The sequence below is a fragment of the Streptomyces sp. NPDC054841 genome (assembly GCF_053611045.1).
In genome coordinates this window covers 1-11,559 of record NZ_JBSGZO010000268.1, presented here as the reverse complement: position 1 = coordinate 11,559, position 11,559 = coordinate 1, and the positions used below count along the sequence as shown (strand labels likewise).

General features: G+C 70.9%; 12 protein-coding genes and 1 pseudogene. 5 read left to right on the top strand and 8 right to left on the bottom strand.

Annotated elements, in window-relative coordinates:
• Positions 1–60 precede the first annotated feature (60 nt).
• Together ACWGI8_RS28655 and ACWGI8_RS28650 are read right to left on the bottom strand one after the other, a co-directional pair.
• On the bottom strand, positions 61–1,287 hold the full coding sequence (locus ACWGI8_RS28655) for a S8 family peptidase (protein WP_453665217.1): 1,227 nt from the start codon (positions 1,285–1,287) through the stop codon (positions 61–63).
• A 74-nt stretch (positions 1,288–1,361) separates the two neighbouring features.
• The gene (locus tag ACWGI8_RS28650) at positions 1,362–1,550 is read right to left on the bottom strand and encodes a hypothetical protein (RefSeq protein ID WP_453665215.1); all 189 of its coding nucleotides are present in this window, start codon (positions 1,548–1,550) and stop codon (positions 1,362–1,364) included.
• A gap of 287 nt (positions 1,551–1,837) precedes the next feature.
• On the opposite strand from ACWGI8_RS28650, the gene ACWGI8_RS28645 reads away from it, so the two are divergent.
• The gene (locus ACWGI8_RS28645; protein WP_453665213.1) at positions 1,838–2,512 is read left to right on the top strand and encodes a hypothetical protein; all 675 of its coding nucleotides are present in this window, start codon (positions 1,838–1,840) and stop codon (positions 2,510–2,512) included.
• Between the two features lie 219 nt (positions 2,513–2,731).
• On the opposite strand, the gene ACWGI8_RS28640 is transcribed toward ACWGI8_RS28645, so the two are convergent.
• The gene (locus tag ACWGI8_RS28640; protein ID WP_453665211.1) at positions 2,732–3,550 is read right to left on the bottom strand and encodes an alpha/beta fold hydrolase; all 819 of its coding nucleotides are present in this window, start codon (positions 3,548–3,550) and stop codon (positions 2,732–2,734) included.
• A gap of 131 nt (positions 3,551–3,681) precedes the next feature.
• On the opposite strand from ACWGI8_RS28640, the gene ACWGI8_RS28635 reads away from it, so the two are divergent.
• The 4 genes and pseudogenes from ACWGI8_RS28635 (at position 3,682) to ACWGI8_RS28620 (ending at position 6,992) form a co-directional block, all read left to right on the top strand.
• Entirely contained in the window at positions 3,682–4,614 is a 933-nt protein-coding gene (locus tag ACWGI8_RS28635; protein WP_453665209.1) for a LysR family transcriptional regulator, read from the top strand.
• Between the two features lie 91 nt (positions 4,615–4,705).
• Positions 4,706–4,891 (top strand): annotated as a pseudogene (locus tag ACWGI8_RS28630) (allantoicase); the annotation flags it as partial.
• 92 nt (positions 4,892–4,983) lie between these two features.
• Positions 4,984–5,874 carry an SAM-dependent methyltransferase gene (locus ACWGI8_RS28625; RefSeq protein WP_453665208.1) on the top strand — a complete coding sequence of 297 codons (891 nt, stop codon included), beginning with the start codon at positions 4,984–4,986 and terminating at the stop codon, positions 5,872–5,874.
• 2 nt (positions 5,875–5,876) lie between these two features.
• Positions 5,877–6,992: a terpene synthase family protein gene (locus ACWGI8_RS28620; protein WP_453665206.1), complete on the top strand. Its 1,116-nt coding sequence runs from the start codon at positions 5,877–5,879 to the stop codon at positions 6,990–6,992.
• Positions 6,993–7,005: 13 nt separating this feature from the next.
• Here the strand turns inward: ACWGI8_RS28620 and ACWGI8_RS28615 are convergent, their stop codons facing one another.
• From ACWGI8_RS28615 to ACWGI8_RS28595, 5 genes are read right to left on the bottom strand one after another with little or no spacing between them, the layout of a single operon-like run.
• Positions 7,006–8,436 carry a cytochrome P450 gene (locus tag ACWGI8_RS28615; protein ID WP_453665204.1) on the bottom strand — a complete coding sequence of 477 codons (1,431 nt, stop codon included), beginning with the start codon at positions 8,434–8,436 and terminating at the stop codon, positions 7,006–7,008.
• Entirely contained in the window at positions 8,433–9,062 is a 630-nt protein-coding gene (locus ACWGI8_RS28610) for a GTP-binding protein (protein ID WP_453665202.1), read from the bottom strand. The genes ACWGI8_RS28615 and ACWGI8_RS28610 overlap by 4 nt, the downstream gene beginning before the upstream one ends.
• On the bottom strand, positions 9,043–9,405 hold the full coding sequence (locus ACWGI8_RS28605) for a DUF742 domain-containing protein (RefSeq protein WP_453665200.1): 363 nt from the start codon (positions 9,403–9,405) through the stop codon (positions 9,043–9,045). The genes ACWGI8_RS28610 and ACWGI8_RS28605 overlap by 20 nt, the downstream gene beginning before the upstream one ends.
• Positions 9,402–9,809 (bottom strand): roadblock/LC7 domain-containing protein, encoded by a 408-nt coding sequence (locus ACWGI8_RS28600; RefSeq protein ID WP_453665199.1) that lies wholly within the window; start codon positions 9,807–9,809, stop codon positions 9,402–9,404. The genes ACWGI8_RS28605 and ACWGI8_RS28600 overlap by 4 nt, the downstream gene beginning before the upstream one ends.
• On the bottom strand, positions 9,806–11,359 hold the full coding sequence (locus ACWGI8_RS28595) for a sensor histidine kinase (RefSeq protein ID WP_453665218.1): 1,554 nt from the start codon (positions 11,357–11,359) through the stop codon (positions 9,806–9,808). The genes ACWGI8_RS28600 and ACWGI8_RS28595 overlap by 4 nt, the downstream gene beginning before the upstream one ends.
• Between the last annotated feature and the right edge of the window lie 200 nt (positions 11,360–11,559).

Here is an 11,559-nt window from a genome sequence, read left to right as displayed (position 1 = left end):
GGACCCGTCCGCCCGGCGGGCAGCAGAGGCGGCTGACGTGGGTGGTGGGGTCGGGCGCGGTCACAGACCACCGGTGAACAGCAGCCGGTTGGGTGAGTCCCTGGAGGTCTTCTTGACCACGTCCTTGGTGGACTGCTTGATGATCCAGTCGGAGACGGCCCTGGCATCCGCCGTCGGGTGGGCCGCCTTGTACAGCGCGGCGACTCCCGCCACATGCGGGGCGGCCATCGAGGTGCCGTTCATGCTGGTGCTGCCACCGCCCAGCAGCGCGGATTCGACCTCGCTGCCGGGTGCGTAGAGCTCCAGGCACTTGCCGTAGTTGCTGTAGTCGGTCTCCTGGTCGTCACGGTCGGTCGCGCCGACCGCGACGACGTGCTCCGCGCCCGCGGGCGAGACGCCGCAGGCGTCCTCGGCGGAGTTGCCGGCCGCGATGACCGGCAGGACCCCGCTGGCGAACACCGCGTCCGCGGCCGCGTTCGCGGCGACGGAGCTGGTGCCGCCGAGCGAGGCGTTCAGGACGGCGGGCTGCCGGGCGTTCCTGGCGACCCAGTCGAGTCCCGCGATGATCCCGGACCAGGCCCCGTTGCCCTCGCAGTTGAGCACCCGGACGCTGACCAGCGTGGCCTGGGGCGCGACCCCGTACGTCGCCCCGCCGGCCGTGCCCGCCACATGGGTGCCGTGGCCCTCGCAGTCCTGCCCCCGGCGGCCGTCGCCGATCGCGTCGAACCCGTACACGGCGCGCCCGCCGAACTCGCTGTGCGCGTAGTCGATCCCGGTGTCGACGATGTAGATCGTGGCGCCCTTGCCGGTGCCCTTGGCCGCGAACTGGCCGTCCAGCGGCAGACCCCGCTGGTCCGACCGGTCCAGCCCCCAGCTCGCGGCCTGGACCACGCCGTGGGACCTGTGCGCGTCCTGGATGCGGTGCCCGTCCTGGATGCGGTGCCCGTCCGTCGTCCTGTGCGCGGAGACCCTGGCGTCCTCCTCCACGGCCGCGACCCCCGGCAGGAGCCGTACCGCCTCCAACTGGCTCGGATTCAGCATCGCGGAGAAGCCGCGCATGGCCCGGTCGTACGTGTACCGGGGCTTGACCCCGCCCTGCCGGGCGATGTCGGCAGGGTCGGCACCGGCCTTCAGCGAGACGATGTAGCTGCCCTTCACCGCCTCGGCCGAACGGTGCAGTGGTGCGGGGACCGGGCCGTCCGTGTGGTCCTCGGCCGCGGCGGTCCCGGGCACGGCGGCGGACAGGGCGAGCAGGGCCGCGACCGCGCAGCGCGCGAACAGTCGCATGGATACTCCCATCGGATTGGTGATGATCCTGTCACCGTCTTTTCGGCCTGGCCGCGGCGCCGCTTGAGCCTTTGTCAGCCGATCGCCGCAGCGCGCCGCCTGCGCCACCGGCAGATCTCACCCCGGCTGCGGGCATTCGCCCGTGCCGTCCCCGCGCCGAGCCGCCTCTGCGGGGTCGCCTCCCGCAGCGCCTCGGGCGGACGGTCCCACTTGACCCCGCCGGCGGGCGGTGTCCGCCGTACGTGCGGGCCTACGCGCCCCATGACCTCCCCGACCCTGCCGGTCGGGTGTCGACGGCGTACGTCCCCGTCACCCGGCAGTGGTGAGGTCGCACCGTCCGAGCGCGATGAGTGGCGCGGCGTCGGCGTCGGCGACGTCGATCCGTCGGTTTCGCGATCAACTACAACTTTGCCTTTTCTTGGTGTGGTTGCACCGAATGTTAGGACAATGTCGCGTGCCAAGGCGGTGAGTGCCGCTCGGCCTTGACGTACAAGTCCCGTACCAGGCCGCCCGGTTCACCGACACCCCACACAATGTGAAAGGCACCAGAATGGCGATCAATCGCGCCCTGCACCACGGCGCCCGGCTGCTGACCGCGACCCTGGCAGCAGCCGGAATCGTGGCGGCGACCACCTCCGTCGCGGCCGCCGACGAGCAGCCGACGCGGCAGCTGCTGATGGCGGACTGCGAATCGGGCCTGGGCAAGTGCACCTTCAACACCCCCAAGCTCGGCGAGGCGTACCTCGGTCAGTTCCGTCAGGTCTCCGACTCGCTCTACAACTGCAGCACCTCCGACGCCACCCAGTCGATGACCTGGAGCGACACCGTGGGTTCGACGGACTCGCTCGGCGTCTCGGTCACCGCGGGCGGCAAGATCGCGGGCATAGTGGACCTGAGCGTGACGGCCAGCTACAGCCACAGCTGGTCCAGCACCCACTCGGAGAGCAGTTCTCTGAACATGACGGTGAAGCCGGGAGAGGTGGGCTGGATCTCCCGGGCCCAGGTGATGCAGCAGGTCTCCGGCACCTGGCAGACCCACTACGACAGCCCCAAGTGGGACCACTACTACTGGTTCTTCGACGACACCATCACCGGCCCGGCCAAGAACGGCACCGACGGCAAGAGCAATGCCGTGGTCGTCAAGAGCCGCAAGATGACCGCCGCGGAGAAGAAGTCCTGCTCCGCCGAGGCCCGTGAGGGCCGGGCGTTCGTCCAGCAGCGCTGATTCGCCGCTCGCCACACGCGCGAAGACCTTCTGCCCCGTCCCGGTGACGGGGCAGAAGGCGCAGGCGCCCTGCGGGCGGCGCCCGAGTGAGCTGGAGATGTGAGTACGACCCCAGCGAGGAGTACGTCACTGGCGGGGCACCGGCGGCGTTCGAACACGCAAGGCGTCGGACGCGCAGGTCGGCCCGATCGGCGTGGCGGCCGTCATCGTCCCCTGCGTTCACCCGCGCGCCAGCACCTCCCGCAGTGCCTCCGCGAACTCCTTCGGCCGACCCAGGAAGCCGCCGTGATCGCCGGGGAACTCGACCGGCGGCGTGCCGAGGCGCTCGGCGAGCGCAGTGGACGTGCGGTACGTGACCAGGCCGCCGGAGTCGACGCCGATGCCGACGACGACATGGGCCGGGGCGGAAGCGAGGGCGGAGATGTCGGGCACGTAGTGGGCGGTGCCACGGAGCTCGTGGTCGAAGAAGCGGGCGCTGTTGGCGAGATCCTGCTCCGAGGGCTCACCGGGCGGCGGGGTGGGGGCGTCGCCGTCGTCGCCGCCTACGTCGAATCCTGCGTTGGCCATGAACTTCATCCAAGCCGCCCCCACCCCGTCCCGGTGGTAGGTCTCGATGATGTCCTCGGTCGCGGCGCGCTGCTCTGCGGCGTCGGGGAGCAGTTCCAGCAAGGGAGGCTCGTGGGCGATGAGCGTCCGCACCCGCGCGGGGTGCCGCGCGACCAGCGCGAGGCCCGTCACCGCGCCGCCGCTGCTGCCGAAGACGTCGGCGGACTCGGCGCCGAGGGCGTCGAGGAGCGCGGCGACGTCGTCCGCCCGCAGTTCGGGGGTGGAGTCCTGCCCGGGATCGTCGAGGACGCTGCGCGCGATCCCACGCGGGTCGTGGGTGACGACGGTGTGATCGCCGGCGAGCGCGTCGGCCAGCGGCACGAAGTGCGTGGCGTCCATCGGCGCCCCCAGGACGAGCAGCAGCGGCCCCGTGCCGCGGACCTCGTAGTACAGGCGTCCGCCGGGGACGTCGAGGATGTGGGTGGTGGTCATGGCCGGTGGTCCTTCCAGGCGTGGTCGTGCGCGGTCGCTGTGACAAAGGTGGAGACTCCGGCCGACCGGGAAACTCATCGCCCCCCGGAGGACACGATGAGCACCCGTCCGGCCGCCGGTAGGTTGCGGGCATGGCCGAGTGGGACAAGTGGGACGTCAAGAAGCTGCAGATCCTCCGGACGTTGCGGGACCGCGGCACCGTCACCGCGACCGCGGAGGCGCTGCTGATGACGCCGTCGGCCGTGTCGCAGCAGTTGACCAATCTCGCGAAGCAGCTCGGTGTCACGCTGCTGGAGGCGCACGGACGCCGTGTCCGGCTCACTGCCGCCGCCCACCTCGTACTGCGTCATGCCGAGGCGGTGTTCGCGCAGTTGGAGCGGGCCGACGCGGAGCTGGCCGGGTATCTGCAGGGGGAGGCCGGGGAGGTGCGGGTCGGGGCGTTCTCGACCGCCGTGCCCGCGCTCGTCGTGCCCGCCGTGCAGCGGCTGCGGACCGCGTACCCCGCGCTGGAGGTACGGGTCCGGGAGGCGGAGGCGGCCGAGGCGTACGAGCTGCTGTCCGCCGGGGACGTGGACCTCGCGCTGTCGCTGGCCGCGCACGCGCCGACGGCCCGGGATCCGAAGTTCACCCGCGTACCGCTGCTCGCCGATCCGCTGGACGTGGCACTGCCGGCCGGGCATCCGAGGGCGGCCGAGCCGGGCCTGCGGCTGGCCGATCTGTCGGAGGAGCCGTGGATCTTCGGAGGCAGCGGACCCTGGTCCGAGATCACGCTGGCCGCGTGCGAGGCGGCCGGGTTCGTTCCGGAGCAGGCGCATTCCGCGTCCGGGTGGACCGCGATTCTCGCCATGGTGGAGGCGGGCATGGGGGTCGCGCTCGTACCGCGCATGGCGGCCGCGGAGCGGCGCAGCGGGGTCGTCATGCGGGTGCTCAGCGCCGACCAGCCGCGCAGGCATGTCGTGGCCGCGGTGCGGCGGGGCGCGGAGGAGGGGGCGGGGGTGGCTCATGTGCTGGAGGCGCTGCGGGGGGCCGCCGGGGCGCGGTCGGAGACCATTCAGATCTCCTGAAGTGAATGTGCGGAGACATTCGATGCTGGAGCTTCTCGGGACCTTCGACGTCGTCTCCGTGCTCAACGGCGGTGTGTGCGAGGACGCTTCCCTCCCGCGCACCCGGCTCCAGCCCGACACCCTCCACCGCTTCCCGCTCGCGGCGCCGGCGGTCGCGACGCATGTGCGGCTCGACGCGTTCCCGGACGGCGGGGTGGCGCGGATGCGGCTGCACGGGGAGCTCGCTGAGCAGGGGGCGATTCAACTGCGGCGACTTTACGGCAGTTTGACAGAGTGACGAATGTGAGACGAGAGGTGAATGGAACGATCATTTTCGGGCAGAGTTGATCCGCCCTGTCACCCCCCGCAGGACGCAGACTGGAGAACCCGATGGAGAACAGCCTCGTCACATTCGACGAGACCCAGGTGCCGTTGTATTACACCCGGAAGACCGCCGACATCCTCTACAAGTACGGCCCAGGACCACGGATCCACTTCCACATGGGGCTGTTCGCCCCCGGCGCCACCCCCAACACCACCGTGTCCCAGCGTGTCCTGAAGCGACGTATCGTCGCCTCCCAGGAGGCCATCGTGGAACACGCCGCCCGCACTTGGGGTGCGTATGCCACTCCGCCCGCCGATGTCCTCGACATCGGCTGCGGGGTGGGCGGCGGCTCGCTGTACTGGGCCCAGGAGCACGGCTCCAGGGTCACCGGACTCACCGTGGCCGCCGATCACATACCCGTCATACAGGACCTCGCCCGCCAGGCCGGTGTCGCCGACAGCGTCACCCCGCTCCTCGCCGACGTCCACGACTACGTCGCCGAGAACGCGTACGACGCGGCGTACGCCAACGAGAGCTCCGGCTACATGGACCGCAAGCGGCTCTTCCAGGTCGTTGCCAAGGCCCTGCGGCCCGGCGGCTGGTTCGGCATCCAGGAGCACTTCATCTGCCGACCGGAGTGGACCGAGTTCATCGACGGGTACTACAAGACCCGGCTCGGCACCCTCACCGAGTACATCTCCGCCGCAGAGGCCGCCGGCTTCGAACTGGAGCAGGACGAGGACGTCACCGACCGCGTCGCCGAGTTCTGGGTGCAGTCCATGGCGTGGAACACCGCGGAGCTGGAGCGCGCCCAGGAGGCCGGGGAACAGCGGGACAGCGTCTGGTCCCGCGACCGGCTCACGGAATCGGCCCTCACCCACGGCAAGCTCTTCCGGATCTGGCGCGATCACGCCATGGAGACCCGGCTGCTGATGTTCCGCCTCGGAGGGATCTGACCATGCCACCTGTGTACGTCGAGGGCAGCGCTCCTTCCCGGATCGGGTGGGAACTCCCGTCGTTCTACTGTCCGTTCAATGAGAAGCAGATCCACAAGGACATCGCCGAACTCGAGGCACGAGCGATCCAATGGGTCGACGAATTCGCGATCTATCCCGATGCCACCGACCGTGCCTGGGGCCTTGCCACCCGCAGCGCTGACTTCACCTCGCGGATCATCCCCTACGGCGACGCCGAGCCGATGGTGCTGTTCATGGAGTGGAACTACTGGGCGCATGCCATCGACGACTGGCAGGACACGGGGGAGTTGGGCACGAGCGCCGCTGCCATCGCCGACCACAGCGCCCGGCTGATCCGCTCCATGGAGGCACCGGGTTCCGCCCTGCTGCCACCGGGCCCGGTCACCGCCGCGCTCGACGACCTCATCGGCCGCACCCGCGCGATGCTCACGCCCTTCCAGCTGCGCCGGTTCACCGAAGGAACCCGGGACTGGCTGTTCGGCGCCGGCTGGCAGACGGCCAACGCCGAGCGGGACGTGATGCCCGGCCTCAACGAGTTCTGCGCGATGCGGATGTCCGTGAACGGGACTCGCTTCACGCTGGCGTGGTGCGACGCGGCCAACGGCATCACGGTGCCTGCGGACGTGCTGTACTCCGCGCCGGTCCAGGCCCTCACCGACGCCGCCGGCTTCATCGTCTCCTGCGACAACGACCTGTTCTCGTACAACAAGGAGGACCACCAGGACCCCTGGGAGCAGAACATGCTCAATGTCGTCGCCCAGCACCACGGCTGTACGCCGCAGGAGGCGCTCGTACCCACCGTCGCGCTGCGGGACCGGGCCATGACCCTCTTCATACGCCTGAGGGAACGGCTGATGAAGGATGCGGACGAACAGCTCGTCCGCTATCTGGACTCGCTCGCCCACTACGTGAGCGGATGCATCGAGTGGCAGAACCTCGCGCCCCGGTTCACGAGCCCGCGCAACCGCAACGAGCTGCCGGTAGAGGGGGCGTCGTACGACATCTCGTATCGCGACACCCCCAGTGACCCGAGCACCGAACCCCTGCCCATCCCGGCCATCGCCTGGTGGTGGGAGCAGCTGAAGCGTCTCGGATGACGCGCCCGGTTGCTCAGCGCCCGCCGAGCAACCGGGACCACCACGACCGGCGCCTGGGCCGGACCGTCGACGGGGCCACGGGAGCGGGAGACACCGTGGCCTCCGGCAGTGGCGCCGCCTTCGGCTGGGCTGTCGGCAGGGAGCCCGTCGCCGAAGTGCCGCGTGGCGTGAAGGCCACTGGCAACGAGACCAGGCGACGCGACATCAGGGACGCATCCCAGTGCAGCGATTCCTCGGGGACTGCGAGCTCCAGGTCGGGCAGCCGGGCCATCAGCGTGTCGATGCCGGTGTCAGCGATCGCCCGGCCGATGTCCTGGCCCGGGCACTCGTGCGGTCCGCCACTGAAGGCCAGATGCGAGCGGTTGCCGTGCACCGGCTGTGACAGATCGGGACGGATCTCCGGGTCGACGTTGGCGGCTGCGAGACCGAGCAGAAGCATGTCCCCGGCCTTGATCTGCCGACCGCCCAGATCGGTGTCACCGGTCGCCCAGCGACCCAGGATGGTGGTGAGCGGCGGTTCGTCCCACAGCACCTGCTCCAGCGCATCGGGCAGTGTCATGTGGCCCCCCGACAGCCTGCCGCGGAACCTGCGGTCGGTGAGGACCAGCCGTAGCGTGTTGGCGATCAGATTGGCGGTGGTCTCGAAGGCGGCGATCAGGACCAGCCTGACGTGCTCGATGATCTCCTCGTCGGACAGCGTCGAGGAATGCTCCAGCAGCCAGGAGGTGAAGTCCGTACCGGGTGCGGCGCGTTTGCGCTCCACCAGCTGGCGCAGTGCCACCGTCACGTACTCGTTGCTTGCGACGGCCGTCTCGCTGCCGCGGATCATGTCACGGGCCGCCTCGACCAGCCGGGGCCCGTACGAGTCCGGCATGCCGACCAGCTGCGTCATCACCAGCATCGGCAGCGGCTCCGCGAACCCCGCCACGAGGTCGGCCCTGCCCGCTTCTGCGAACGAGTCGATCAGCTGGCCGGCGAAGCGCGTCACATAGCGCCGCATCCCGCGCCGGTCGAAGCGCTCCAGCGAATCCGTCACCGCGCCGCGTAGCCGCTCATGCTCGGCCCCGTCGGCGAAGTTGCACACCGGCTGCCAGGCCGCGATCGGAGTCAGTGGATGGTCCGGCGGCACCTGGCCCTCCTGCATGGCACGCCAGCGCCGGGGGTCGCGCGAGAACCGGGACGGCGTACGCGTCACGTCCAGGTTCTCCCGGTGGCCGAGGACCAGCCAGGCCGGCAGGTCGCCGTGGACGAGGACGGGCGCGACGGAGCCGTGCTCGGCGCGTAGTTTCTCGTACAGGCCCATCGGGTCGGCGTCGGCCTCCGGGCCGTACAGACGGCGCAGCCCGTCGGGGCCGAGCGCATGGGCCGGGCAGCCCGGCGGCGGGGTCGGCGCCGCACCGGTCTCGGAACCGGCGCCGGTCTCGGGAGTCGGGGCAGTGGTCATGACGCCTCCTGCGTCGTGGCAAGGTTCTGCAGATACCGCATCAGCGTCATCAGGACGTCCCGACTGGACGCCCGCTGCCGCGCGTCGCACAGCACGATCGGCACCGACTCCGGCAGATCGAGCGCGCTGCGCAGCTCCTCGGCGGGGTGACCCGGCGCGTCCGGGAAGGAGTTGACGGCCACGACGAAGGGCACGCCCCGCTCCTCCAGGCGTCCGATGACGTCGAAGCTGACCTCGAGGCGGCGGGTGTCGACCAGCACCACCGCACCCAGCGCGCCCTCGAACAGGCCGCGCCACAGGAACCAGAAGCGCTCCTGTCCGGGCGTGCCGAACAGATAGAGCACCAGCTCCTCGTTGATGCTGATGCGGCCGAAGTCCATCGCGACGGTCGTCGACGTCTTGCCGCCGATGCCGGCCGTGTCGTCGATGCCGACCCCGGCCTGGGTCATCGTCTCCTCGGTGGTCAGCGGCCGGATTTCGCTGACCGAGCCGACGAGGGTCGTCTTGCCGACTCCGAAACCGCCCACGATCACCACCTTGACGGCGGCGGCGGCGGTCGCCGGCAGCACATCCTCGCTCCGCGGCCCAGTGGTCCGCGCGGGCTGCTCAGAGCCTCTGAAGTCCATCGATCACTGCCTCAATCAATGCGCGGTCGGGGAGTCGGGCGGGTGGGACGGGTGCGCGGGCGATCACCCGGTTGTCGACGAGCAGATCGCCGAGCAGGACGGTGACGACGCTGACCGGGAGCCCCGTGTACGCGGAGATCTCGGCGACGGACAGCGGCGCCTGGCACAGCTGGATGATCGCCGCGTGCTCCGGCTGCATACCGGGCTTCGGCCGGGACCTGGCCACGATCAGAGTGACCAGGTCGAGCTCGACGGGGGCCGACGACGTGCTGCGGCCGCCGGTGATCACATAGAGCCGCTCGGGACTGGCCTCTTCCCAGTCCCCGCCGCCCGGGTGGCTCACCTGGCCTGCCCGTCCTGGCGGGGCGGGCTGCTCAAGTGCTCGCCGATCCGCAGGACGAGGTCCCGCATCCGCTGGCCCATCAGCCCGGCGTCGACCCCCTCGCCGGCGAGTACGGCGAGAAACGCTCCCGCTCCGGCCGCCATCAGATAGAAGAATCCGCCGTCCATCTCGATGACCACGAGCCGCATCCGGCCGTCGCTGTAGGGGAGTTCGGAGGCGACGGCGCCCGCCAGGGACTGCAGTCCGGCGCAGGCGGCGGCCAGCCGGTCGGCGGTGTCGGTGTCCGTGCCGTACTGGGCCATGCGCAGACCGTCGGCGGAGAGCACGACCACATGTCTGGTCTGCGGCACTCCTTCCGCGAGGTCCTTGAGCATCCAGTCCATGTTGGCCTGCTGCTGAATCATGGCTGCGTGTTCCCCTTGCTAGCGTCGGTGGCCTCCCCGGAGAGACCGCTCTGGAAGGCGGCCAGCCACACTCCGGGCTGCACCTGTGGTGTGGGCTCCTGGTCGGGAGCCGCGGTGGGCGTGGACGACGCCGGCGTGACGGCGGCGGGCGCAGCGGTGGCGGGCGGGGTGGCGGGCGCAGCGGCGGCGGGCGGGGCGGCGGGCGTCTTGCGGCGCCGCTGTGGGAGGCCGTTCGGGGTCCGCTCGACCACGACCGGTGCGGGGTGGTCGGCCACCGGACCGGTGACCGCGCGCTGCACCGGGGCGGCGGGCGCAGCCACAGCCGGTGCCTGGGCCGCTGCCGGAGCCGCAGTCGGCGCCGGGGCGGCCGCGGTGGCCGGGAGCGATGTCAGGGGCACGGACGATGCTCCGATGCCGTGGGCGAGACCGGTCGCGGACGCGGACGTGGTGATCATCTCCTGCGGGACGATCAGGACCGCGCGGACACCGCCGTACGCGGAGGAGCGCAGCGAGACCTGGAAGCCGTACGCCTGTGCCAGCCGGCCGACCACGGCGAGGCCGAGCCGCGGGGTCTCACCGAGGTCGTTGAGGTCGATGCCCTGCTGGGCCTGGCGGAGCATCCGCTCGGCCCGCTTGCGGGCCTCCTCGCTCATGCTGACGCCGCCGTCCTCGATCTCGACGGCGATGCCCGACTGGACGTCGACGGCGGTCAGATGGACCTTGGTCTGCGGCGGTGAGTAGCGGGTGGCGTTGTCGAGCAGCTCGGCAAGGGCGTGGATCAGCGGCTCGACGGCGGGGCCGATGACGGCGACCTCGGTGACGGAGTGCAGCTCGACGCGCTGGTAGTCGATGATCCGCGACATGGCGCCGCGCATGACGCTGTACAGCGGCACGGCCCGGCTCCACTGACGGCCGGGCCGCGCACCGCCGAGTACGGCGATGGAGTCGGCGAGCCGGCCGATCAGCGCGGTGCCGTGGTCGAGGCGGAGCAGATCGCCGAAGACGTCCGGCGCCTTGCCGTGCCGGTCCTCCATCTCGCGGAGTTCCTGGGCCTGCTGGTGGACGATGGCCTGGACGCGGCGTGCGATGTTCACGAAGGCGCGCTGCGCGGACTCGCGCAGGTCCTCCTCGGCGACGACGGCGTCGACGACCGTGCGGACGACGGCCCGGTGCGCCTCGGGAGCGGTGAGCGAGGCCAGTACGTCCTCGGGGAACTCTCCTCTGCGCAGCCGGTCCACGACCTCGGGCAGCAGCGTCCCGGCCAGGTGCGCGGTCTCGGCCGCCTGGCGGGACAGCACGGCGTCGCGGTCGGCGACGGTCCGCCGCAGAGCCTCGATCACCCGGCCGCGGCGGGCGGCCTCGGCGCCGATGGCCGCGACCGCGACGGCGGCGACGGCACCGATGACCGCGACGGGGACACGGGCCGGAGCGGAGACGAGCGCCACCGCGACGGCGGTGGCGACGACTGTCAGAGCAGCGGGCAGCAGCCACCCGAAAGAGGCCGCGGATCGCGGGCTTCCACTTCCGGGCGACGATTCCTCACGGACCATCAGCACCCTCAAACCATCTGAACGGAAACGATCATATGACGACGGGCAGGGAGCATAGTCGTTCAGAAGCAAGGGTGTTGACGCCGGGTCACCAATTGGACACACCTTTCACGCCCCTTAACGGAACACGGAAGGGCGCTCCGGACCACATGGTTGCGGAGCGCCCATCGCGCCCTGTCAGGGGTCGTGGACCCACGCAG